The following is a 24,553-nucleotide window of genomic DNA, read 5'->3' as shown; positions in this document are numbered from 1 at the left end:
ACGGGGGAAGTTGATGTCAAACAAATACAAAAAAAACGTTTCTTATATTTTTTTGTGCTAACTAAAGCTTAAGTAGATAGATATCCTCTCAATTGAGAATGAGGAAATAAAAATAGTATTATTTATCATATTGGCAGGTGGAAATAGAACTCCCTCAATTTTATACCAGCAGATGTGGAATAATCCCGCTGGCTATATGAAATAACTTTTTAATATAGCACGCTGCCATTACAGCCCCTATTAAGCTATCACGCTGCCCGATGGATCTGACTGGCGAGCAGACAACGCTACTCGCCAAATTTATAATACAAAAATTATGCAGCACTTAATTCGGTATTTATCGTGAGGTGAGTCCCGCTATTTTTCAGCCCCTGGTGGTAGTTATCACTCACTGCAATTCGCTCTGTTACCGGCATACTCGCCATCAGTTCTGATAACTGAACTAAATGAGTATTAAGATTAACATCGTCAGTGGCCAAGGGGATAAATCTCGGTGTAACAGTCGGTTTTCCATTCGTATCGACCTCAATCTGATGTATCCTCACCCCGGTTAGAGTATTATCTTTACGCATTAATGGATCACTACTGTCCATTAATGCCAGATGACGATATTTCTCATCCTGTAGATAATTCACCAGCCGGACACGATTATACTCTGCCGGTTTTTCTCTATGGGTCAAAATAACATCTTGCTCATCGGCAGTGGCAACAAACTCATACGCCTCTACCCCTTCAAAAATAAGTGTATCGATGGCCTGTTCACTGTCATAGTTATCAATGACGATCTCCATTGGATTAGCGGGATTATATTGAATGATGTAATCATCACTACCACCGCCTCCTGCTAATAACCCATTGTTCTGTTTGGCAAGAAAAACATTCCTGCGATCATCACCTAACAACTCATAATTAGGTAAATAACCCATCAATATTGGCATATCATAAACGGAGAGTCGGATAACTGGCGGCAGCACTGTTTCTGCCAGAATAAGATCCTCACCTGATGGTTGCTTAATCAGATGTGTCACGCTGTGACCTTTTTTTTCACCGTCGAGTTCGAAACGGACGGTGATCTCTTGTGGATGATACTTCTCTAGTAGCCTGTTATAACGACGATCACTCAGTGGGGAATATTGCGCCAACATAATCGGGTGGAACCACTCAGTGGCCTTTTGTAGCTCAGCCGGCCATTGCGGTGTCAAAATAAAACCATCATTAGTGATGAAATTATAATCCAATACTCGTAATAGCTTCCCCTCCACTGATTGGTAACAATCATTGAGCACCAATTTAGTCAGGCTACCGTTATTATTTTCCAACTCAAATAACATCCCATTACCAGTGCGCCGTAATGAGGTTATCTGTTCGACGCTATAATCCAGCAAAATATTACTAGTTTCTGTTCTTGATGTTAATGACTCGGAGCTTTCAGCAATAATAACTTCAACTGTTTTTTCGGTGCTATTTTGTAGGATATGATAAGTGTCAATTCCATCACCACCAGCAGCAAACCCTGCTTGTAAAGCAATAAAATCATTCCCACCATACCCAAATATAGTATCCTTGCCACCTAAGCCATTGAGATAATTATCTTGATTGTTACCGTTGATAGTATCATTCGTACTTTTATGACTAATGATATTTTCGATATTGCTAAGTTTGGCAATATGCTGCACCTTCCCCGTGCTGAGCTGAGTATACACGCCTGAGGTAAGATTGACGTTGTTACTTATGTCGTCACTCTTTGGTTCTGCCAAAATTATAGTGTCACTCCCCTCGCCACCATCCAGCTGACTGACTCTTTCTCCAATATCAGGATTATTAAAAATAAAAGTATCACTCTGGTTTCCACCAGTAAATTCCTTATACCCCTGTTCCACCATAAAGACATTACTTTTATTTTTATAGCCTCTGGCGGTATCATCACCACTGCCCAAACTGAAAAGTGCAGCTTTATTCTGGGCTAATACTTTGTCAGGGCGGACAGGATATTCTATGTTTCCCACTCTAACAACACTGTTATCAGTGCCATCACTATATTCATCGGCAACAATGGTATCATTAACACCTTGAATTTCATCCAGACTATAGTTTTTATATTCAGTTGCTATTAAAGAACTATTATTTCTACTGACAGTAGGGCGCCCCATCCCTAAGAGTCCAGGGCTATAATCTATAGTAGTATCTGAAGTAGATGGTCGAGTATGTATAATCTCATGAAGGCGTATATCACCACGGCTATAGAACAGCGTATCTTTATCAACACTGTTTTTTAATAACTCCTGATAAGTATGATGCTGCTGCTCTAATATATATTGCCGCACTTTCTGAGCATTCTTAGCATTAACTTTATTGGCTATATCCTCTGTTACTGGCATGTCAAAGAATAACCGCAGACCATTTTCAATCCGCTCTCCTATCGTCATCTCCGGTAAAATATCCCGAATACGCTCAATTTGAGTCACTGCGGAATAAATCTGTGAGGCCGCTAGCATCGCTACTGCAGCAATCATCCCCACCGGGCCTGCATAGGTGGCCAGGCTCCCACCAATTGCCATGGCAATGCCCATACCGATACCAATAGAGGCATTCACTGTGGAAAAAACGCCACTCACCACGAGATCACGCTGTGAATGGGAATCACTCTCTACTGCTAATTTTGAAAATGCATTATAGGCCTGATAAATATCAAAACAGCTACTGAGCGCTGATAGTACAGGCATACCAACGCGCGCGCCTGCTGCAACTTTACTATGTTTCAGTAACCCTTGCCCTAATTTGCTATTAAGCCCATATTGAGCACCATCAATGGAGAAATCACTGACTATTGCGCCGAAGGTTAAGGCTAAATCCTGCTCCATCTGTGCAATTTGCTCGGGAGGTAACTCGCCACTATTAACTCGTCGGTTATAATCCGCAACCTGCCTTAGAGCAGAAATAACACCATAACCCTGCATCACACGACCTACTTTAGGACCTATTTTAGCCAGCTTATTAGTGGCTGATGCTTCATGAACAACAGTTTTATTTATTGATGGCGATGACTCTGGTATTGGCTGATTAATATTCTTATCGCTTAATGAATTTAACTTATTAATATTTTCATGATACTCAAATTTGCTCTTGGCCTTAAATTGGTGTTCAATCTCCCCTTGCTCACTCCATTTGAAGATAACCTTTGCATTGTTAGTGACAAGACTATTACCCTCTCTCGCAGTCACTACAGGCTTATGCCCTTCTTGATCAACAGTTATCGCTTTGGTTGTCGCAGAAAGTGTTGACTTAATTCCATTATTTCCCATCACCTTCATAAACTGATAAGCAAAACTCTGCTGCACATTCTCAAACCCGGTCATTTTACACCCCACCAGGCTAATTTGTTGTGGCTTAATATCCACCTGATGCTGCTGTAATTTGCGATAAAATTGGCCCAGATTATTAGCCAACTGATCAGGTTGTTGGCCGGCTAACGTTGTTGACTCCTGATTTTTTATCCCCTCACCATGGCCGACTAATTGCCAACGTAATTTCGTTTTCCCATTATTGACCCGCTGTTTAAGCAGATCAATAAATGCATGTTCCTCCAGTAGATTAAAAAGTCCAGTAGCAGCATCCACACCAAAAGTGCGATACGAACCATTAGCATCAAGTTGTACAATGACGGAAGTTGCCCCCTGATGGTGTTTTCCTGCCAACTTGACGGCAGAATCTGCCACCAACTTATCGTGGCTTAGTTGAAAAATAATCTGAAACTCATAATTTGATTTTGTCACCCTAGCATATTCATTTATTTCCACTTTTTCTGTCAGTAAAGGCCAGCGAGTAATAGGCTTATTTTTTTTAGGATGTAGCTCAGCTATTTTAGTGGTTAAACTGTCACTAAATTGTTTGTCACTATTATGAATATCTGTAATCCAATTTTTACCCTGAGAGAGAGCAGGATCCTTCTTAATCGTATTAACATACTCTTTAAATAACTTATTTATTACATTATCTGTCGCAGCTTTAAGTACAAGAGACTTAATTATTGAGCCATCACTTTTTGAAAAAAAAGGAGCTAGCTCATCTTTGTGAATGATAATCAAAGATTCACTCTGCCCCTTGTCAGCTCTCACTTGATCAATAACTGATTCTGCTATTTGCAGTTTTCTCTCGAATTCAAATAATTTATCAGCTAAGACAGGATCACTATCCACGCCTAACTCCCGATGATAAGTGTCAGCATCATGGGTAAAATAATCACTATCAATACTCCCCATTGGAAGTATATTTTCTTTATAACGTTCAACATCACTTAATAAGTCAATAATAACCTTATTACTTCTACTCCATAATGAAATATTATCTAAAATCCGCATCAGATAATTTATCGAGGAAATAGGTTGCTGCCCGTTCGCCTTACCGGTTGAAAACTCAATTGAGCTTTTATTGTATTCAGACAGTAATTTATATAATTCGCTTACCGTCTCGATCTCTTTCTTAATTTTAGCATTTGGATTTTTTATGGCAGATAACCGTTGATACTCCTCACTTAAAGAGTGTTCATATGCAGAAAAATCAATTTTTTCGAACACATAACTCCTATCCGGCTTTTTACTCAGGTAAAGATCTCCACTTCTACTATATATATATGGCATTGTGGAATCTGATGGGTTATTTTTTATAACAATTCTTTCTGGCACTTCTTCCAACCTAGTGTAACTGTTAGAAATGGCATTCTTTATTATTTTTATATGTTGCTGGATAACCTTTTTATTTTCAGCACTACTACCCTCATATGAGGATAGATCTATATTTATATATCTATTAATAACATCACTAAAATAACGCTTTGATAAAGAGTCCGTATACCGTGATAATCTAATACCATAGGTGTTATTACTATTCATCCCCTCATTAGAGTTGTTAATGTTTTTAGTGTAGAAATCATAGAAACACTGTTGCTTAATAAGCTCTATCACAGATTTGTTACTAACCCACTTACCATCTCTCTTTCTGGCTAATACTTCCCCATCAGCCGTAATTTTATCACTATCTAATATAATTGTAGATGGAATGTTATTATCATCAAAATTTGAAATTAAGAAGTGGCTTAAATCAGAGAACAGCACTCTCTTTTTATCACTTCCTAGCTTGGAAATTTCTGGTACCAGAATTTTAACCTCCTTATTTTTGTTGGCTATTATTGTATATACCCCAAGGCTTATTTCTTTAGGTCCATCTAAATAACCATCAATAAGATAATTAACTTCAGGCAGCTTTTGCTTAGGCATGATAACTCTCCTTGTGTTTGTGTAAAAAACCATTACGTATGGGGTAAAATAACTTATAGTTAAAATCATAACCCATCAAATTAAAACCACTTAATAGTCAAGCCAGCATTAACTATATGATAAAAAATAATAAAATGTGAAATAACCAATACACCTCCGTTATATATCATCTGGTTCACGCGACTTAAATAAATAATTAAATACGACACGGGATCTCTTCCCAGTAATTAAGTTAAGTTTTTATCTTGCAGCTATAACCCAGCCCTATTATTTTTAAGGTAATATAATCCTTCTTTTTGATAATAGTTATCATTACTATTGATTATTGGCATGATTTATTGCTTTAATTGCTACTCTCAATATTGGCTGATGGCCTGCATACTCCGCCAGCCGCTAATCAGGATAAACTGTGACCACAACATCTACTGCAGTAAAGCCCAAATATCGCCCAACCCCGCCCCGCCTGGTCCAGGTGAAAAAAGTGGTGGATATCTCACCTCATCTGCGCCGCATTACCTTTGCTAGCCCCACTTTGCACAACTATCCGCCACAGTGTGGTGGCGCGCATTTGAAGATATTTCTGCCTTTAGCGGGTCAAACGCAACCGGAGTTACCGGTGCTTGGTGAGAAAGGCCCGGTGTGGCCAGCGGCACAAGTGCGCCCGATTGTTCGCACCTACTCAGTGCGGGCTATCCGCCCAGAGTTATGTGAGATAGATATTGAGTTCGCTATCCATGACCACAGTGGCCCGGCGGTAAATTTTGCCCGCAATGCCAGGCCCGGTGACTGGTTAGGCATCACCAATCCCGGTGGGCCTGAAACTCTGCTGCCTGCGGCAACTTACCGCTATCTGGTTGGCGATCCCTCTTCGCTCCCTGCCATTGCCGCACTGCTGGAGTCCCTGCCTGCTGATGCTAAAGGCCATGCCATTATTCGTGTGAATACGCCACAAGATGTGCTGGAGCTGATCAAGCCTGCCGCTGTTGAACTCAGTTGGGTGATTGGTGGTACCGAGAAAACGCAGCAGGTGATTACCCAATTCTGCGCACTGAATTTGTCGATGGAAGAGTCGGCCTTCTGGATTGCCGGTGAAGATAGTCTGGTGGTGCAGTTACGCCGCTATTTACGCCGTGAAAAAGGTGGTGACCGCCAACAACTCTATGCCATCCCTTACTGGCGTGAAGGGTTGAATGAAGAGGACTACCATCATAAACGCCACGAAGTTATGGACAACATTGACGATTAGTCTCAATTAATCCCTAAAAATCAAGGGGTATTACCTGGTGACGCCCCTTTTTCTTGCTCTTTTTTGACCATGCCCAGTTAAAACCTTGTAAATTTTCTGCGACAATTTCCTGTTATTTGTTAGTCTTAAGGCTACTTAGCCTGCAATATGGCGCTTAATTATCGTTAAATGGCTGTAATGCCCGTTTAATAGAGTAAAGTTATCAGGAGCCTTCTCAAAATGAAGTCGCAAAATGATCCTGGCCGATCTAAATCACGCCATCACGAATACTCCCTTATTCTGCCCATTATTGCGCTGGTTATTCTTAATATCTGGGGCAATACCAGCAATTTCACCGCCGTTATCATTATCAACCTGATTGCCCTGGTGGGTATTCTGAGCAGCGCTTTCAGCGTGGTTCGCCATGCCGACGTGTTAGCACACCGCTTAGGTGAACCCTATGGTTCTCTGATCCTCAGTCTGTCAGTGGTGGTGCTTGAGGTCAGCCTGATCTCGGCCATGATGGCAACCGGCGATGCCGCCCCCGCGTTGATGCGCGATACACTCTACTCCATCATCATGATTGTGATCGGTGGATTGGTGGGTGTCTCGTTACTGCTAGGTGGGCGTAAATTTGCCACTCAGCACGTCAATTTGGTGGGTATCAAACAATATCTGATGGCTATCTTTCCGCTGGCGATCATTGTGTTGGTATTACCCGGCACCCTGCCCGGCGGTAATTTTACCGTGGCACAGTCACTGGTTGTCGCGGCCATTTCGGCGGCGATGTATGGCGTTTTCCTGCTGATCCAGACCAAAACGCACCAAAATCTATTTGTCTATGAACACGAAGACGAAGGTGATGATCCCAGTGACCCGCACGGTAAGCCGTCGTCTCACAGTAGCCTGTGGCATACACTTTGGTTGTTGGTTCATCTGGTCGCGGTGATTGCAGTCACCAAATTTGATGCTAACCCACTGGAAGCACTGCTGACTGAGTTGAATGCACCGGCCAAATTTACAGGCTTCCTGATTGCCCTGCTGATCCTCTCTCCAGAAGGCTTGGGGGCTTTAAAAGCAGTGCTGGCAAATCAGGTGCAGCGCGCCATGAACCTGTTCTTCGGCTCAGTGCTGGCGACCATCTCACTGACCGTTCCAGCGGTGACACTAATAGCAGTGCTGACCGGGCAAGAGTTGACCTTTGGTCTGGAAGCGCCACATATCGTGGTGATGGTCAGCGTCCTGATTCTGTCGCAGATCTCATTCTCCACCGGCAGAACCAACGTCTTGAACGGCACCGCCCATTTGGCACTGTTTGCCGCTTACATGATGACCATTATGCTGTAGCGGCTATTTATCAGCTTTTTCATTGAAAGCAAAGGGCAAGCGTTTATCGCGCTTGCCCTTTTTTATCGGGTCAACTCTTCAGAAACTGGCGTTATGAGTAGGCATTCAATGTGTGTTGGCACAGCGCTGAGCGGACACAGTCCTGTTTGTCAAAGCGGATAATGCCAATCATTTCATCCTCAGCGAAACGCTCCAGCGCATCACTAAGACCTGATTTCACACCACGCGGCAGGTCGCATTGGGTGATATCGCCATTTACGATAACCGTGACATTTTCACCGAGACGGGTCAGAAACATCTTCATTTGGCTGGCGGTCACGTTTTGTGCCTCATCGAGGATCACCACCGCATTCTCAAAGGTACGCCCTCGCATATAAGCAAATGGCGCAATTTCCACTTTGCCAATTTCCGGACGCAGACAATATTGCATGAAAGAGGAGCCGAGTCGGCGTAACAGAATGTCATACACCGGGCGGAAGTAAGGCGCGAATTTCTCCGAGATATCACCGGGCAGGAAGCCCAGATCTTCATCCGCCTGTAATACAGGCCGCGTTACAATAATTCGATCAACTTCTTTGTGAATCAGTGCTTCAGCGGCTTTGGCCGCGCTGATAAAGGTTTTACCACACCCCGCTTCACCAGTGGCGAAGATGAGCAGTTTACTGTCTATGGCTGATAAGTAATGACCTTGAGCTTCCGTACGCGCCTGAATAACGGAGGTATCACGGCTATCCCGTGCCATACCTATTGATTCAACACCGCCCATTTGCACTAACGATGTCACGTTCTCTTCCTCACGCTGACGATGGCTACGTGAATCACGTCTAATGACGCGTTTTGCTTCACGACGAGCTTTGATCACTGCTTTCTGTCTTCCCATAGTGGCACCTTACAGTTTGTTTCACCTACCGCAGCAGAAGTTGCCTGCGCGATTATGTTTCACATACGGATGAGGTTTTGGCTTCCTTCGCAGCCAATAGTAGCCAATGAAAAATGCGTATCATGTAAACACTCAAGCTGCCTAATAGCTGGAGTGAAAACAGTATCGCAACGGGGGGTCTTAAGGGATATAAATAGTGGGAACAAAAATGTTGGCGATAATAGATCAGGGGTAGAGACTGACAGTAGTGCTGGAAATTGAGAGTCGGAGGGGGAGCCCTCGTCACAGCGAGTCGCTTGAGTAAAACTTTGGTCTTGTCTTAACAGCCCAATCATGGACTCTACCATTAGCGATCCCCGCAGTGATAAACAACAGCCTAAGCTATGCACCGTGTGAAAAATACCGCCAGATGATTACAGTATAATGACACTCTTAACTTTCGCGCGATCAAAATGCAAAAAATATATAATTTTTTATTTGTTTATTTTTCACTCTAATCATTTTTCAAATCGCGCTATACTATTTAGCCCCGTTTTGCTTCCTGCATTAATCTCGCGCTGCTATTTCGCCCTTACCCTTTTTATCGCAGCTTTAAGTAAAGGCGAAATCTAATCATCAATAGGTAATTCAAGGGGATAGTATTAAATATTATTAATCTGATTATTACTAACGGCTGATTCTTAAATCCTGCAAACGCGCTTTTTGCTTGCCCTGACTATCAAAGTTTTCCATAGCCAGCCAATCATTAAATGCCTGCTTAATTAATGGCCACTCGCGGTCAGTGATTGAATACCAATTGGTGTCTCTATTGCGCCCTTTCGTCACGATAGCCTGACGAAATTGCCCCTCGAATTGGAAACCAAAGCGAGATGCCGCAGCATTTGACGGCTCATTCAATGAATCACATTTCCACTCACAGCGACGATATCCTAATTTGTCAAAGACGTAATGTAAGAGTAAATATATCGCCTCAGTCCCTGCCGAGTTGCGCTTTAATCGCGGTGACCAATTAACCGAGCCTATCTCGATAACACCATTTTTTTCATCAATTCGCTGTAAGCCAGCAGTGCCTAATGCGAGGCCCATTTGGGCATCAACCACCGTATAGTGGAGAGAATCTGTACTATTGATTAATGTTTGCAAATATTGATGAAAACTGGCTTCATTTTCCGGTCGCTCACAATAAAAATAGGTCCAGTCATCTGCATCTTTGACCATGTGATACGCCTGATATAAGCAGGCCTCATGTTTATCTGCATTGACTGGAGCGAGATAGCAAAAATGGCCCGGCAAAATTTCCCGCTGCGGCAACAGTGCGGCTTGCCAATCCAATAGTTCTGCTCCGATAGTTTGTCCGAAATCGTTTTGCTTCACTGTGTGCTCCCTTTTTAATTCAACTGCCAGAGAAATAGCTGTTATGACGAAACTCAATGATGACTTCACACTATAATTTTAGCCAGATCATAACAATATATAAGGAGGGGTAATAAAAGAAAGTGGTGTTTTGCGGCATCTATCTCAGAAGCAGGGCTAAAATAATAACGGCTATCCCTGAATACCCGATATCAGCGCCTGATGGTCACTGACCTCAAGTATCCAGAGATTATTGCCCATCACCCTCGGCGTAAATTAACCACCGGAGCGACAGTTGGCAGTTGTAGCCCCTCTTTGACCTCAAGGATCTGCCCGTGCTCATCGTTGTATAACGTGAGACAAGTGCCAGCCTTCAACTGGGCTATCATCTCGCCCGAGATATCCATGCTGTTCGCCAGCTCCTCATCATCCAGATGTGGCCGATGACCACGGCGTTCAACCTGAAAACGGATTTGGTTGTACTTGGCCCAGATAATAATGATCACAGCATTAAATAGCGCAATGGCCGCATACAGGGCGATGGTGGTCAGGCCGCTGAGAATGTAGAGCCGAAACGGGATTGGCCCCATGTGCGGCGCCCGGTCGATCATATCCAGAAATCCTTTCACAAACAGAAAGATAAAACCGAACCAGGCCAACGCGGTAATGATGATGTCGATCCAGCGGGGCAAAGCCCGCTGCTCGGTATGAATCAGGGGTTCATTCATGGTTTAACTCTCCCTATTCCACGATCTGGACTCACCCAACGCGCACGTTTACGCTTGGTGTTGAGCATGACCTTGGGAAACGCAACCACAGTGGTAAACAGACTGAGCATCCAGTAGACCATCGGATACCAGATAATCCAGAACAGAGAACTACCCAGTTTAGGCTCGTAGCGCCGTTCAATCACCAGGCTGATAGCAAACTGCAACAGACAGGTTAAGGCCAATACCATCCCGGTAAAGGCTGGCGGGAAGACCGTTTGCACATGAATTCCCGGCGGTAGTGGGATCACCAGACCCAGCAGGAATAGAGTGATGCTGAACAGGTAAGTAAAGGCCCAAGTGATAGAGAGCGAATACTCCAGGAACAGCAGCCACATCCGGCGATTACGCCAGCGCCATAGCTTGAACATATTCTTCAGGAAAACTTCTGCCCCGCCCTGCGCCCAGCGCAGGCGCTGTTTCCACAAGCCCCCGAGAGTTTCTGGCATCAAAATCCAGCACAAACCCCGAGGCTCAAAAAATACTGACCAGTGTCTAACCTGCAATTTCCAACTGATATCAATATCTTCCGTGATCATATCCGGGCTCCAGTAGCCCACATCCGCTAGCGCTCTACGGCGGAAAGCGGCCACCACACCTGAAACGGTGAAGACTTGACCATAGACACGTTGCGTCCGCTTAATCAGCCCGATAATAGAGGAGAACTCGCCAACCTGAACACGACCAATCAAGGTTGAGCGGGTGCGGATACGCGGGTTGCCGGTGACAGCACCGGTGCGCGGGTTGGCAATCAGTGGCGCGACCAGATAAGGCACCGCTTTTTTGTCCAGTAAGGCGTCACCATCAATGCAGACCAGATATTCACTGCGCGCCGCCGCAGCTCCCATGCGCAGGGCAATGGCTTTCCCCTGATTATGGGCCAGATGAATCACTCGCAGACGAGGATCTTCGGCCAGCAACGAATCCAGCACTTGGGCGGTATCATCGCTGGAGCCATCGTTAATCGCGATAACCTCGATATTGGTGTAGGTCTGTGCCAATGCCGCGTGAATGGTCTCCCGCGCATTTAACCCCTCATTAAAGCAAGGGATTAAAATCGACACCAACGGGTTACCTTTCAGCTCCGGCGCTGGCACATCATCGCCCCACGGCCAATGTCTCTCCCGGCGTAGCCAGAAATAGAGGCCGCCGGTTATCCAGATACCGGACATAAAGAGCGGATAGAAGAAAACAAAATTCAGCAGTACGTCACCGGTAAAGAGCAGGATCATTCCCGCAGGAATGCTCAATACCAGGCATAGGATGAGTAACGCAATAATTCTATCGATCATATAAAGGATACCAGGCAGAAGATAGCACAGGGCGGACATCTTTTAGCGGTGGTTCGCCAGTGATAAAGTTATCCGGATAGTAACCAAAATTTTGCGCGCCATTTAACTGCAACTGGCGCATCCATCCTGCCAATATCGGGCCGCTAATAGCATTGCTGCCTTCAGGCTTGGTCCAGTCCTTCGATTGCAGTTCAAATACAGTTTTATTCAGTGCGCCAGGGCGTTCTGCAACCTTATTAACCAGTTGCGATAGCCACTCTTTTGACTCAGATAGCGGCACTTTCTCCATTAATGGCATGGCCATCGGGGCAACCCAATCATAGTTAGCCAGGAAATCATCAAGATTCTGCGCAAACCATGCTTCGCTTTCCGGTTCTAAAATTGGCATAGCGAATATATTACGTGCTGATTTTACTTGCGGGCCACGAATATCACGTACCTGTTTTGTTAATTCATTTGTGAAATCAACCAGATATTTACTCTTATAGCGGGTCCAGCGCGCCATGGTTTCGGGATCGTTGCGAATAGTGGCAATCGAACCTGGGAAGCCAGCTTTCTCATAGGCGCGGATAGCATCCGGCGAGGCGTCTTCGAAATCAGACATCACTGCATCGTCGTGATAGAGAATGCCATCAATAGGTGCGCTGTAGGCCATATCGCGATAGATATCAATGATGCGCTGCCGAACCTCTGGATTGAATGGCGACAGCCGGCGATATTGGTCTGGATCGATGCTTGTTTTGCCAGTTTTCGGATCAATACGGGTGATGCGGGGCAAAGATGGGTCCATGTCAAAGGCCAGCACTGGCATCCAGGCATACACATCGACATCTGGACGAGAGGCTAATTGCCAGGCTACGCGGTTAAACAAGTCCTGACGCATTGGGATCCAGCGGTTAGGGAAGTAGACCTGCCGGATATTGCCATCCCCTTTGGGGTCAGAAAAAGCTTGTAAAAACACCGTGGTAACACGTAAATCAGAGATCCGCTGCACCAGTTTATCGAGATTTTCCTTCTCCTGTGCCGGATCTGGATCGTAGAGATAATCCAAATCAACATGTGCCACCCGCATAATATCTTTTTCTTGTACCGAGGTGACCAACTGGGCAAAGTCTTTCAGCGAGGGGTTATTACTGATCAAAATACGCGGAATATTCATCAGGTCATTGACGTTAGCAATGCCCGGTTCGAGGGTCATCGCCATTTGATAACCCTGCTGGCGTAAGATAGTTAATACTGTGCCGTTTGGCGCACCGTATGGCCAAACCCAGACCCGCGGTTGTTTCCCTGTGGCCTTGATAATCCGCTGAGTAATTAACGAAACGTCTTTTTCCATCCGCTGCTTGAATGCCGCTTCGGTTTCATATTTCTTCGTCTTTGGATCATAGATCAGGTTGGCCGCCGCCGGTTCAGTATTCCCCTGTGGGTTGGCAATCACACCATAATGTGAGGCATAGGTATGCGCACCTATCTCAATCAGTTTTGATTTAGACATTTCGGCGATCTCTTTCCAGGTCAGGAAACGATCGCGATCGGTACTTAAACCACCAAAATCGACCTTTTTATTGGGCGGTGTATCAATCCAGGTGCCTACCGGTGCCAACACTGCGCTAAAATTATTTGCTTCTAACAGCGGATACACCCGCGTGTAAAAACTGCGGTAACCATCGTCAAAAGTGAGCAAAATAGCTTTGTTTGGCAGTGGCGTTCCCCCATTGCGGGCCGCCAAAATCTGATCGACAGAAACCACGTTGTAGCGATTATCTTTCAACCACGCCAACTGCTCACTTAATGCACTGCTTCTTACCGACAGATAGCGCTGATCTGCCGAGTCATCTTCAACATCATGATAAGCAATAACCACAAAGGTATTTTTTTGCCATGGCCTTTCACTTAGCGGTAACGCACGCTCGGCCGGAGGAACAAATACCGGTTTTTCGGCATAACACACGGAGGCCAGTAGCGTTATCATTCCTACTACGAGTATCCGGATAATAAATAGTATCTTCGCCATAGCGCTGATCCCTTAGAAACGGTAATTCAAATCAAAAGCGAGCGAAAGGTCATGCTCACGGACACCATCATAAGGGCGTTTATCATAGGTAACTGCTACACCAGCATCGACAACATCATTCCATTGAATACGTTGCCCATAACCTGCCGTGGTGACCAGGCCATTACCATAATTTTTCTCCCAGTAGCCCCCCACGCCAAGCTGTATTTGCTGGCTCCAGACGGTCTTATAGTGGCGATACATAATGTGATTCAGGGTCACTGCCGGCAGGTAAGTGAAATCACTTTTCGGGTTGTAGTAGATCACATCTTCTTTGGTGTTATGGCTCGCAGCCAGGCCCAAACTGAAGTCAGCCGTCAGATATGGCCCGGTCCAGATGCGCTGACGCCCATTAAGCTCATATTCCCAACGGTTGTTGCCGTCAGAGAAATCTGATGGTGTGACGTTAAACTCAAGATCACGTCGATCATCTGCCTTCCATAGCACGAAGGCAGAAGCACTGTTGGCGGTGATATTGTTTTTCAACGCGCGCAGTGGGGTCTCTTTAGCCAATCTTTCGACCTGGCCCCCGACCCGCCAGTGATCATTAAAATCGTACCAAGTGGCTAACCGGGCACCGGTTTTATTGCCGAAACCGTAATTCTGGTTATTCACTTCGGCCTCAGCCCAATGGTCACGCGATCGCCACTCTCCACCTAAACGCATCACGCGATTAATGCCCTTACCCTCTTCAAATTGCGCATTGTCATAGTTACCACCGCCAAATACCCGCCAGTTATCCGCTATCGGCGGACTATACAGCAGGGTTTCAATACCAAAATCTTTGCTACCACTAACCGGGCTATTGGAGGAGAGCGTGTGGTTACCGAGAATACGCAGCTCATACATATGGTGGACTTTGCGTTGGCGATCTAGCTCTTGCGACGGCACGTCTTCCGGTGAGCGAGTAATCACATCATCGGTCAGCAACTCCATCTGACGCCACTCCTGTAAATCCATCGCGGTTTCAGCTTGTGCACGTTCCAAAATAAGGCTGCGTGGCGCCAGGGACTCAACGGCTTTCAACTCTTGCTCAGCTTTACGCGGCAGATCTCTGGCCAGATAGACACTGGCTAAGGCGATACGTAGATTCTGGTTAGCAGGGGCAGTACTGGAGAGTGTCTCCAGCTTTTTCTGTGCTGCGGGCAGGTCATTAAGCGCCACCAGGGACTGAACCAGCAGCGTCTGCCCCTCCATCCAATCGTCATTAGGCTCTTTACCCGGCAGGCCGTAAACCCCAACTTGGTATGGCGTTTGCTCGCTATAGTTCTTAGCAAATTGATGCGCTTTATCCAATTGCTCACTTTCATTCAGTGCATAATAGAGATCATCAGCATCAAGCAAGTCATCACTGTTGCGGAAAGTTTTACCATCGGCGTAGTACAGGCTGGTCAAGATCGGCGCAGCTTTTTCTGGCATCCGGCGATCAATATAAGCAGAAGCGGCCCAGCGACGGGCATAGTCAGGCATTTTGTAGCCTTCCGCCTCCATCGCTTCATACTCTTTAATCAGCTCAACAGTATTACGGCGCACCAGCAATGCACCCAACCTATCAATACGGGCGCGCTGGTAATCTGCCTGAGCCTCAGGATCTTTGCTCCAACGGGTTAACAAATCCTGATAGTCTGCCAGTGCCTGATCGGCGATATAGAAACGTTCCGTTTCGCTGCGCGTTGGCAGCACCGCCATACGAACCTGTTCCGCCGCGGCATCTCTCTCAAGCTGCCGATATTGCTCTGCGGTGACCAGCTTCGGATTCTCTTTAGCAAGCTGCAACGCCGGATCGGCAATACGGTTTCTTTGCAAGGTTTCAAGGTGATTCTTTAATACTTCCTCAGACTCAGGAGCTAATCGTACCGCCTCACTGGAAGCCTGCAACGCATCATAATTGCGGTTAGTGGCCCGACTCAGGTAAGAGAGTGTCATGTAGTTTTTCGCGGAGGGATCACGCTCGGCTAACGCTTTTGCCTGCTGTAAAGCCTCACCGCCACGCCCCGAGTCCGCCTGTGTCATGATCATGCCGGTGATAAGATCAGGGTTGGTCGGGTCTTTCTTCAAGCTGCTTTGCCATAGCGCCAAAGCTTGATCCCAACGTTTTTCGTTGCGATAAGCCCGCGCCGCAGCCGCTAATCCACGCGAGGAGAGATTCATTGATGAGTGATATTTTTCGTAAACGTCGATCACTTCTTGATCGCGCCCTGCCCAACCGGCTATCTGTAGCCAGTCATCAACTTGGCCGCTATTAAGTGGGCCTGCGCTAGATTGTTTTTGTAAATAGTCAAGAACCGGCGCAGTATCCCCTGCTCTGGCTTTGATGATTAATGAATCATACTGTGTTTCTGCCATGACGGGGTTAACTGCAAGGCCGGAAATTAATAGCGCTAATAAAGTAATTCTGTGCCGATGCAATGGGCGCAGCAGTGTCGTAAATGCGTTATACATTATATAACCCTTAAGCCAGCAACTTGTTTGATGATCAAGAAAAGCCACTTCACGAACTTCCGTTTTTCATTATGGAATTATGATGAAATGAAGTCCTTAGAATGTATTACAGCATGTTACATAGGATAGTTGAAAGAAAATACTGTTGTCGAGTTATTATAGAATATTGTTATTCCAGCGATTAATAGAGGTGAAAATGTGGTATATGCGTCAATTCCAGCACACTTAAGAATAATCTTAGTTAAAAGTATCGTGAAAATCCAATGATTGGAGATAAAATATTTTCACTAAGTGAATATCGCGACACAGTATCCTGTGAAAAGGCCGCACGATTTGGTTTTATGACGCCACTTACTGCTTAGAATTTTGATTATATAAAATATTCTTTATATTTAGGATCACAAACTCACACTATTATTGGCAAGGTCGACTATCACTTCCGTTATCATTATTAATAGAACTATTTCAAAATAACAAATAACCAAGAGAATACTATTAACAATAGAGTTAAACTACTCCTGTGCTCTAACACACTATTTTATATGACTAATATTATTATTTACGGGAGCCTACACATCTGCTCCCGTAAAAGGTAAATAAGTGCACGGAAAGAACCGAGGAGCTATTCACAAAGATGAATTTAATTCACGTAAAGTGAGATATTGTGCACAAATTAATGGTAGCGCACTAAGTCACGGTTCAATTTACTTAAAAACTCGAAGCCGTTATTGGTAATGAGAATCATATCCTCTAACATAATTGAACCAACACCAATACCGTAATAAGGTGTTTCGAGACTTAATACCATTCCAGGACGAAAGGTTTCAGTTGCCAATGTACTCACAAAGGGGGCTTCTTCTAATCCTAAAAATACACCATCGCCATGCCCGAGATGACCTCGATTATAGTGCGGCAAGCCTGACTTTTTGATGACCTCCATGGTGGAATCAAAAACATCTTTTAATTTCACCCCAGGTGCTACCATCGATAACATATGTTCATGACCGATTCTGATGGTGTCATAGATCTGCTGCGTCAGTGGGTCTGGTTCCCCTAACACAAAGGTTCTTGCCAAATCCGCACCATAGCCGGCAACATCAACACCGCAATCAAACTTAATTAAGTCCCCCATTTTGGCCGGCGTCTCATCCGCAATAATTTTAGGTGAGAAGTTATCGCCAACCGCAATAAGATTGAAACGCGAAAAGTTAGTTTCCGGAAACGTCATGACGGCCGCTTTAAATGCGGCGGTTAATTCCGCAGCGGTACAACCGACACGAATTTTTTTAGCCGCACAAGCAATACCATATTCGGTAATTTCAGCGCTTTTTCGTAGATGTTTTATCTCCCACGGGCTTTTTATCACTCTTATTTCGTTAAATAACGGGGCGGAATCAACCAATTTTAACCCTGGGGCCACTTGATCCAACACTCTTTTACCGCCGTTGGACATTGCATTTAATTCAATAGCAATTGTCTTATTCATTACGCCCGCACTCTCCAGCGCCGCTTTAACTAAGCCGAAAACAGCTTCAACTGGCGGGCCAATCGGGCGCTCACTTTTTTTCTGATGATTGAGCGGATTACGTGGATCGTCGACATCAACCCATACTGGAAAAGTTTTCAGCTCCATATTGGGCATATCAAAGTGTGTGCTGGCAGCCTCAAACTCATTCATAATGATTTGCGAAGGAGTGGTGTCATCGCGAAACATGATAGCAACGGCCGCGCCGGTATGCCGGAAGGTATACATAAAGAAACTAGCAAACCCAGTCAGATAATAAAAATTATCACATACTGTGACCACCAAAGCATCTATCCCTTCTCGTTCCATTACCCTACGGGCGTTATGACTTACCGCGTCTAAATGCGCAATCTTTTCGTTATTCACCGAAACTGCCCTCAACTCTTTTCTTTATCTGTGAGTTGAATCATATACCCAAAGTCACTGAAGTTGCAGCCAGGCGGGTTATTATGGGCGAGATTCTACCGGGCAATCGAGGCAACTGCCCACCCCTGGCAGCTTATTACGTTGACAGCAAGTACGGCGCTGCATACTGCCATTACGCAGAATAACCGTACGAAAGAGTGGATTTTCTCGCCCGTCAGGCAAGTATGGGGAGAGAAAAAGGTTTTCAATAATATCGTCAAAACCTTCAATTTCACCCAGCTTATTGCTGAATTCACGTAGATACCAAAACATCAAATAGCCAATGTTATTCCATATCAACCGGATATTAGCCTGCGGCTGATGCGCTATTTTCTCCATAATAGGAATAATATGGTGATCGAGTAGTAAATAGAGACGCGCCAATAGCGACGAGGGCGATTTGTCCAACCAGCTGTGCTGATAATAGATAGCTTCAGGTCGCCCCGTCGTATGAAATTTAATGCGAAATCTTTCCGGGCGAGTCTCTATAGTTGCGGGTAATACCAGTAACATCAATATGATAGGTGGAATAACCAGGCCAAAATACCACTGCCCCCAGAGTGAGTGCAGTGCTTTATGATTCGCTGTTAGTGCACCATCGTGGTAGTAGCTATTTTCATACGCTTGCATCAATCGTGGCAAACAGCTGTCAGCAGACCATTGGTTCAGTGTCAGACTCTCTTGCGGTATGACAACCGCATCCACATGAAAGGTTTCTGAGAAGTGTACGAATGTACGGGCAAACAAACTGGCGATTTCATCAGAAATCGCCGTTGTTGAAGGGATAATCACTTCAGCTGCATTCGACACAATCCATACTCCGCGGAACCTGTATGGTGGTATTATTACACTCAGTGATAATGATTATCAATAAAGTTAATTAATAATTCTCAACAGCATTCACTGGCCGTGATAGGAACGCCCCAACTTACCGCCCGTTAAATTAACCGCAATGTAGTATGAGATTTTAAATATCACGCAGCGGCAAGCTTTATTCGAGGCTGCAATTATGGTTTTTTCGCCAGCAAGGTCGCAAAACGTAATTTTATCCGATTGCCTTGGGCGTCAGTCTTATGCAATTGCCCAACATCTTCGTTGTACTTAATAATTTCCCAATTTTTATAGTAATGGCTTAACTCACCTGACTTTAACGTAAAGGAGAATGGCACCGTGCAGGGGAAGTCATCAGTCGACATGGCGGAGATAATCAGATTATAACCACCGGGCAAGGTACACTCTTGCATGTTGTTAATAATATGGGGGATTCTTTCCGGTTGCAGGAACATCAAAACCACCGTGGACAGAATAAAGTGGTAGCGGTTATCCAAACTGGCCTCATTGATGTCATAGCTATTGGCCGTTATTTTTTGCAGTTCTTCTTGTGCAATGATCTGCTGTAAGTTACTGATGCTATCGGCACTCTTATCCAGCGCCGTAACATCAAAACCCAATAAATTCAGGTATAGCGAGTTACGCCCAGAACCACAACCTAAGTCTAATGCTTTACCCGGTTGAACCCATTTTACCGCTTCAATCACTTCGGAGTGTGTCGGGGTTAAATTGTATTTCTGATGGTAAAAATCTTCTGCTGTGCAGTAAAAACTAAGCTGGCATTGCAGATCATCTGAGCAAGCTGCAATACGGTGCCAAACTTGTGGCTCAATAAACGGTGGCTGATGTTCATTTGAAAATGAGTGCCTTTCCAGGGTGTTTCCTGCTTCATCCAGAATCAGAAAATCCATCTCCCCGCTGAGAATAGTGAGTTTGGCCCAAGTGCCTGCTTTGGTATTGTGTTTCTCACGAAACATCGCTGGCACATCACTACTGTTCCAGATAGGTAACTTTTTATAGCAAAGTAGCGTTGATCTATTTTCCATGCTGATACTCCTCAAATAACCTAAAGATGCATTTTATATGCAACATATAATACAGCATTCATCTGATCAAATGAAGCAGCAAGAAAACGCCTATTTAGTGATAACCCTACGCGAATTTAATTTTAAAAATCAATCAAATAGCATCACGACAAGATATCAAGGGGCTTTAGGCTTGGCTATTTTTAGGTTTTCAATATGATCAGCAAGCTTTTGGATATCGTCATCTGACAGATGCGCTTTGGCTTTATTCCCCCTGCCGACAATCTTGCCATCACGCCGCGCAGTGAGGCCGTCAACTATTTCATTGCGAGATAATGATATTAGCGGAGGAGCTTTATCCAAACCTTTCCTGTCAGCCAAACGCCCATGGCAGCTTGAACAGGTTTGTTTATAGATATGCTCACCGTCAGTGGCCGCCTGTGCGGTTAAGCTAAACGTCATCATGCCCAGAGCCAACAGCATTAATTTCATTATGCACCCGTTGCCCATTGTTGGAACAACGCCGTCAAATCCTTCTCATTACGTGCACCCTGATGCAATTCAGTTACCTTGCCGCTTTGATCAATCAGAAAAGAGGTTGGCGTGCCAATAACCTGATAGCGCTCCTGCGTGATACCCAGTTGATCACGAATGACAGGGTAGCTGAGATTGCGTTGCACCAATACCGGGCTAATATCCACCTGCGCCGGATCGGTGTTGATAGCCACCACCACAATATCATTCTGATATTGCTGACTCAGCTTATCCAGTGTTGCCATTTCAGCCAGACAACCGCCACAGCTTGCCGACCAAAAGTTGAGGTATATCTGTTTACCTTTCCATTGATCGAGTGCGACCGGTTTACCTTGCATATCATAAGCTGCCAGTTGCGGGGCCACTTCCCCCACCGCAACCTCTTCTTGTTTACAGGCGCTAAGCAGCAATAGCAGACTACAAAGGCCCACCGTTTTTAACCCGTTAAGCCACATGATGACGACTCTCTTCGTTAAGATATTTACCGTGCTGGAGTCGGATTATCCGATCAGCAACACAGCCTAAGTCTGGATTGTGAGTAACCATAACGATGGTTCTACCTTGGCGATGAATATGGTTTAACAGATCCAAGACCCGCTGTTCATTCTCTTCATCAAGGTTGCCGGTAGGTTCATCGGCAAAAATAATCGGCGGCTGATTGACCAGTGCGCGCGCAATACATACCCGCTGTTGTTCGCCACCAGAAAGCTGACTGGGTAAGTGACCCATACGTGGCGTCATCCCAACCTGCTCCAATACTTGCCGCGCCGCCTCTTCATCCACCACACTGTGGTAATGCTGCGCTAACATAATATTTTCTAGCGCCGTCAGGTAGGGGATAAGGTGGAACTGCTGGAAAACCAGCCCTATTTTGTCAGCCCGAAATTTCCGGCGCCCCTCTTCATCCAGGCCCGCAGCATCAATGCCATCGAGCAACACCTGCCCTTCGCTTACCGTGTCCAGGCAAGTCAGAATGTTCATCAACGTGGTTTTACCTGAGCCAGATGCCCCCATAATTGCCACAAACTCACCACGATTGATGCGAATATTGATATCTTCCAGCGCCGTCACCTGCCCGAAACGCTTATATAAGTGCCGGGTTTCAATGACAGCATCCGTAACTTGCTCAGGTTTCACCTGTGTTAGCTTTGATGTCATTTGCTACTCTCCTTTAAGGACTTTAGCGGGTTCAATATGAATAGCCCGGCGGGTGGGAACAATTGCCGCAACAGCGGCCACTAACAATGACAATACCAGTGTCAGCGGTAATACCGGGGCGCGTAAGGCTATTGACGCGCTGAATACTGTTTGCCCCAAGACTTGTGCCAATATATAGCCCAGCAAAGCACCACAAATTGCGGCAGCCAGCGAGATAATCAGGGTTTCGGTCAACATTTGGCGAATAATGTCACCACCACTGGCTCCCAGTGCTTTTTGTAAGGCAAACTCTTTCGCGCGCTCGCCCACGATAGCCATCAGTGTGGTATTGACACATAGGGAGGACAAAATAAGAATCACAACTGACACCAACCCCATTAGCCCTTTTATTTTATCGAGCACCTGCCCTTCAGAGGCGGATACCTTTCGAATTGGCCGAATTTCAAGGTCAGGGTATTGTTCACGCAGATGGCTGGCAAAAGTCTCGACCTGACCCACATCATTACTGACGCTAAGCAGCGCGTTACTGATATGCCCCGGTTGATTGAGCCATTTCTGGGCCAGTTCCAGGTTAACAATCAACATGTTATCGGTGGCATCGCCAGCCTCAACAATGCCTTTGATTTGCAGACGCTGCCGCGCACCTTCACTGACTAAGGTGAGGGTATCGCCCACTTTGACATGCAGCCGCTGCGCAAGTTTGACACCTATCATCGCGTTGCGATCATCAAAACTGACGCCAATCCAATTGCCAGTGACTTGCCAGTAAGGCACAAGCTGTTGCAGGGATTCAAACCACACCCCCATCAACACCACTTTCTCCAGTTCAGTCCGCGCCATGCCATAGATATAGGGGCTGGAGGCGTTGATAAGCCCTTTCGGGGCCGCATCAATGATTGGCTGGAATCGCGCTTGCTCAAATGCACTGCCATGCCCAGGGCCGATATAGAAATTCGCGCCGAAAGTGCGTAACTCCTGACTCATCTTGGCATTAATATCGAAATAGACGGCCGACATAGCCGTGACAATCGCCGCACCGACAGTCAGTGCCGCAAAGACCACACTGACCCGCTGCATCCGCAAGCGTAAGGCACGGAGCACGAGCCGCCAAAACATGCTATGGCTACCTTTATGTTGCACTGCCGGATGATTAGCGGCCATAGAGCACCTCCACCGGATAGAGGCTGGCGATACGCCGCGCAGGGAACCAAGTACCAATGACCGCAATCAAAATCGAGATCACCAACACACAAGGCACCACCATCCAGGCGAAGCTCAATGGCGCACCAAACAGCATCAAGCCGATGGTTTTTGCTAACCCCCACCCCGCCAGACAGCCCGCTAAGCCCCCAATCAGACCACTGATAGCGGCCTCAAGATAGAACAACATCAGAATTTGCCACTGGCGCGCCCCCAATGCTTTCATCAAACCGATCTCTTTAGCCCGCTCCATAATGGTGCTGGTCATCAGTGATGCTATCCCCATGGCCGCGGCAATCAACGCCGCCACGGTGACGACTGCCAGCAGCAGCTGTATTTTTTCAATCACCACCCCTTCCGATGCCGCCACCTGCCAGATGGGCCGGACCACTGATCCAGAGATGGCCTCTTCTAGTTGGTGGGCGATTGAAGAGACATAGGCGGTGCAATACCACAGGTCATACTCTTCGGCGTTGAGGGCCTCAAGATTTTCACGCGCTTTACGTGACAATTCGTTTTCCGGCACCGTCAGTGCCGATACCCGTACGGCCTGAATTTTCCCCGGCAGCCCCAGTAATGATTGCACTGCTGCCAGCGGTAACACCAGACGGCTCTCCTCTTCACCACCACTGCTCAACACGCCGCTTATCTTCACCATTAACGGGCCAGAAACGCCGTTCAGATGCAGCTCATCGCCGGTTTTCCAGCCGGTTTGTTGCGCCAATTGTTTACCCAGCAGCGCCTGAACCTCGTGAGCATCGGCCTTGATTGGCTCTTGCGGCCAAGCGCCATTGACCTGCCAATATGGGCTGATAATTTGCTGACCCGTGTGGTAATCCTCTTCATCAGGCACATCCACTGGCTGATTAAAATAGGTGCCTAGTAGCGGAATAGTCTGCCCATTGATCTCAGTTTCACCGCTGAGTAATGGGGCGAAACCGACAATATTGTTACGCCAAAAAATATCTTTAATATTGGGTAACTCAGCTTGATCCAGGAAATCCTGGCCACTCAGTGGATTACTCTGCTCACCAAACAGCGACGGCAGCGCAACCTGACCGGCAGGTTCAATCAGAATATTGGCACCATAAGATTTCAGCTCACGGGACATTTTATCGCCAATATCTATCGACACCGCCAACAGTGAAGAGATTAGCCCTGCGGCAAGGAATACCGTAAATACGGCCAGCGACTTGCGGCGGACATTCCTAAACCAAGACTGCTTGAGCATACGCCACAACAT

17 protein-coding genes and 1 pseudogene are annotated in these 24,553 nt (G+C 45.9%); 2 read left to right on the top strand and 16 right to left on the bottom strand.

Annotated features, from left to right (window positions below; translation table 11 throughout):
* Positions 1-314: 314 nt before the first annotated feature.
* On the bottom strand, positions 315-5,273 hold the full coding sequence (locus tag FFE93_RS08980; protein WP_005271916.1) for a C80 family cysteine peptidase: 4,959 nt from the start codon (positions 5,271-5,273) through the stop codon (positions 315-317).
* Positions 5,274-5,682: 409 nt separating this feature from the next.
* Between FFE93_RS08980 and FFE93_RS08975 the strand changes: the two genes are divergently transcribed.
* Positions 5,683-6,519 carry a siderophore-interacting protein gene (locus FFE93_RS08975; protein ID WP_049602490.1) on the top strand — a complete coding sequence of 279 codons (837 nt, stop codon included), beginning with the start codon at positions 5,683-5,685 and terminating at the stop codon, positions 6,517-6,519.
* 219 nt (positions 6,520-6,738) lie between these two features.
* Positions 6,739-7,845 carry a sodium-potassium/proton antiporter ChaA gene (gene chaA / locus FFE93_RS08970; protein WP_005271911.1) on the top strand — a complete coding sequence of 369 codons (1,107 nt, stop codon included), beginning with the start codon at positions 6,739-6,741 and terminating at the stop codon, positions 7,843-7,845.
* Positions 7,846-7,936: 91 nt separating this feature from the next.
* Here the strand turns inward: chaA and phoH are convergent, their stop codons facing one another.
* The 15 genes and pseudogenes from phoH to FFE93_RS08895 form a co-directional block, all read right to left on the bottom strand.
* A complete protein-coding gene (gene phoH, locus FFE93_RS08965; protein ID WP_005271909.1) occupies positions 7,937-8,725 on the bottom strand; it encodes a phosphate starvation-inducible protein PhoH in 789 nt (262 codons plus the stop codon).
* A gap of 59 nt (positions 8,726-8,784) precedes the next feature.
* Positions 8,785-9,072: pseudogene (locus FFE93_RS21935) on the bottom strand (hypothetical protein).
* Between the two features lie 319 nt (positions 9,073-9,391).
* Positions 9,392-10,099 (bottom strand): GNAT family N-acetyltransferase, encoded by a 708-nt coding sequence (locus FFE93_RS08955; protein WP_032896850.1) that lies wholly within the window; start codon positions 10,097-10,099, stop codon positions 9,392-9,394.
* Positions 10,100-10,338: 239 nt separating this feature from the next.
* On the bottom strand, positions 10,339-10,806 hold the full coding sequence (gene pgaD, locus FFE93_RS08950) for a poly-beta-1,6-N-acetyl-D-glucosamine biosynthesis protein PgaD (protein ID WP_032896848.1): 468 nt from the start codon (positions 10,804-10,806) through the stop codon (positions 10,339-10,341).
* The gene (gene pgaC / locus FFE93_RS08945; RefSeq protein WP_032896846.1) at positions 10,803-12,137 is read right to left on the bottom strand and encodes a poly-beta-1,6-N-acetyl-D-glucosamine synthase; all 1,335 of its coding nucleotides are present in this window, start codon (positions 12,135-12,137) and stop codon (positions 10,803-10,805) included. Before pgaC ends, pgaD begins: the two co-directional genes overlap by 4 nt.
* Positions 12,127-14,151 (bottom strand): poly-beta-1,6-N-acetyl-D-glucosamine N-deacetylase PgaB, encoded by a 2,025-nt coding sequence (gene pgaB, locus FFE93_RS08940; protein WP_032896844.1) that lies wholly within the window; start codon positions 14,149-14,151, stop codon positions 12,127-12,129. Before pgaB ends, pgaC begins: the two co-directional genes overlap by 11 nt.
* Before the next feature lie 12 nt (positions 14,152-14,163).
* The gene (pgaA, locus tag FFE93_RS08935) at positions 14,164-16,632 is read right to left on the bottom strand and encodes a poly-beta-1,6 N-acetyl-D-glucosamine export porin PgaA (RefSeq protein ID WP_005271895.1); all 2,469 of its coding nucleotides are present in this window, start codon (positions 16,630-16,632) and stop codon (positions 14,164-14,166) included.
* A 673-nt stretch (positions 16,633-17,305) separates the two neighbouring features.
* Positions 17,306-18,523, bottom strand: coding sequence for a M24 family metallopeptidase (locus FFE93_RS08930; RefSeq protein WP_032896842.1), 1,218 nt, complete (start codon positions 18,521-18,523; stop codon positions 17,306-17,308).
* 81 nt (positions 18,524-18,604) lie between these two features.
* Positions 18,605-19,372 (bottom strand): siderophore-iron reductase FhuF, encoded by a 768-nt coding sequence (gene fhuF, locus FFE93_RS08925; RefSeq protein WP_005271892.1) that lies wholly within the window; start codon positions 19,370-19,372, stop codon positions 18,605-18,607.
* A 197-nt stretch (positions 19,373-19,569) separates the two neighbouring features.
* A complete protein-coding gene (gene tehB / locus FFE93_RS08920) occupies positions 19,570-20,439 on the bottom strand; it encodes an SAM-dependent methyltransferase TehB (RefSeq protein ID WP_057646800.1) in 870 nt (289 codons plus the stop codon).
* A 156-nt stretch (positions 20,440-20,595) separates the two neighbouring features.
* Entirely contained in the window at positions 20,596-20,910 is a 315-nt protein-coding gene (locus tag FFE93_RS08915) for a c-type cytochrome (protein ID WP_138775050.1), read from the bottom strand.
* Positions 20,910-21,407: a TlpA family protein disulfide reductase gene (locus FFE93_RS08910; RefSeq protein WP_186367702.1), complete on the bottom strand. Its 498-nt coding sequence runs from the start codon at positions 21,405-21,407 to the stop codon at positions 20,910-20,912. The genes FFE93_RS08915 and FFE93_RS08910 overlap by 1 nt, the downstream gene beginning before the upstream one ends.
* The gene (locus tag FFE93_RS08905; RefSeq protein ID WP_005271884.1) at positions 21,397-22,110 is read right to left on the bottom strand and encodes an ABC transporter ATP-binding protein; all 714 of its coding nucleotides are present in this window, start codon (positions 22,108-22,110) and stop codon (positions 21,397-21,399) included. Before FFE93_RS08905 ends, FFE93_RS08910 begins: the two co-directional genes overlap by 11 nt.
* Positions 22,111-22,113: 3 nt before the next feature.
* Positions 22,114-23,226 carry an ABC transporter permease gene (locus FFE93_RS08900; protein WP_072083865.1) on the bottom strand — a complete coding sequence of 371 codons (1,113 nt, stop codon included), beginning with the start codon at positions 23,224-23,226 and terminating at the stop codon, positions 22,114-22,116.
* A 34-nt stretch (positions 23,227-23,260) separates the two neighbouring features.
* A complete protein-coding gene (locus FFE93_RS08895) occupies positions 23,261-24,553 on the bottom strand; it encodes an ABC transporter permease (protein WP_054871983.1) in 1,293 nt (430 codons plus the stop codon).

Origin of the sequence: Yersinia sp. KBS0713 (assembly GCF_005937895.2) — a bacterium.
GTDB lineage: Bacteria > Pseudomonadota > Gammaproteobacteria > Enterobacterales > Enterobacteriaceae > Yersinia > Yersinia bercovieri.
Note: the sequence above shows the minus strand (reverse complement) of the source record. Positions and strands in the feature narration are given on the sequence as shown.

Bases quoted from the DNA above. Each gene is read 5' to 3' on its own strand.
- FFE93_RS08910 (WP_186367702.1), bottom strand. From the start codon at position 21,407: ATGTGGCTTAACGGGTTAAAAACGGTGGGCCTTTGTAGTCTGCTATTG.
- chaA (WP_005271911.1), top strand. From the start codon at position 6,739: ATGAAGTCGCAAAATGATCCTGGCCGATCTAAATCACGCCATCACGAA.
- phoH (WP_005271909.1), bottom strand. From the start codon at position 8,725: ATGGGAAGACAGAAAGCAGTGATCAAAGCTCGTCGTGAAGCAAAACGC.
- tehB (WP_057646800.1), bottom strand. From the start codon at position 20,439: ATGGAAAATAGATCAACGCTACTTTGCTATAAAAAGTTACCTATCTGG.
- FFE93_RS08980 (WP_005271916.1), bottom strand. From the start codon at position 5,273: ATGCCTAAGCAAAAGCTGCCTGAAGTTAATTATCTTATTGATGGTTAT.
- pgaC (WP_032896846.1), bottom strand. From the start codon at position 12,137: ATGATCGATAGAATTATTGCGTTACTCATCCTATGCCTGGTATTGAGC.
- FFE93_RS08905 (WP_005271884.1), bottom strand. From the start codon at position 22,110: ATGACATCAAAGCTAACACAGGTGAAACCTGAGCAAGTTACGGATGCT.
- pgaA (WP_005271895.1), bottom strand. From the start codon at position 16,632: ATGTATAACGCATTTACGACACTGCTGCGCCCATTGCATCGGCACAGA.
- pgaB (WP_032896844.1), bottom strand. From the start codon at position 14,151: ATGGCGAAGATACTATTTATTATCCGGATACTCGTAGTAGGAATGATA.
- FFE93_RS08915 (WP_138775050.1), bottom strand. From the start codon at position 20,910: ATGAAATTAATGCTGTTGGCTCTGGGCATGATGACGTTTAGCTTAACC.
- FFE93_RS08900 (WP_072083865.1), bottom strand. From the start codon at position 23,226: ATGTTTTGGCGGCTCGTGCTCCGTGCCTTACGCTTGCGGATGCAGCGG.
- FFE93_RS08895 (WP_054871983.1), bottom strand. From the start codon at position 24,553: ATGTTGTGGCGTATGCTCAAGCAGTCTTGGTTTAGGAATGTCCGCCGC.
- pgaD (WP_032896848.1), bottom strand. From the start codon at position 10,806: ATGAATGAACCCCTGATTCATACCGAGCAGCGGGCTTTGCCCCGCTGG.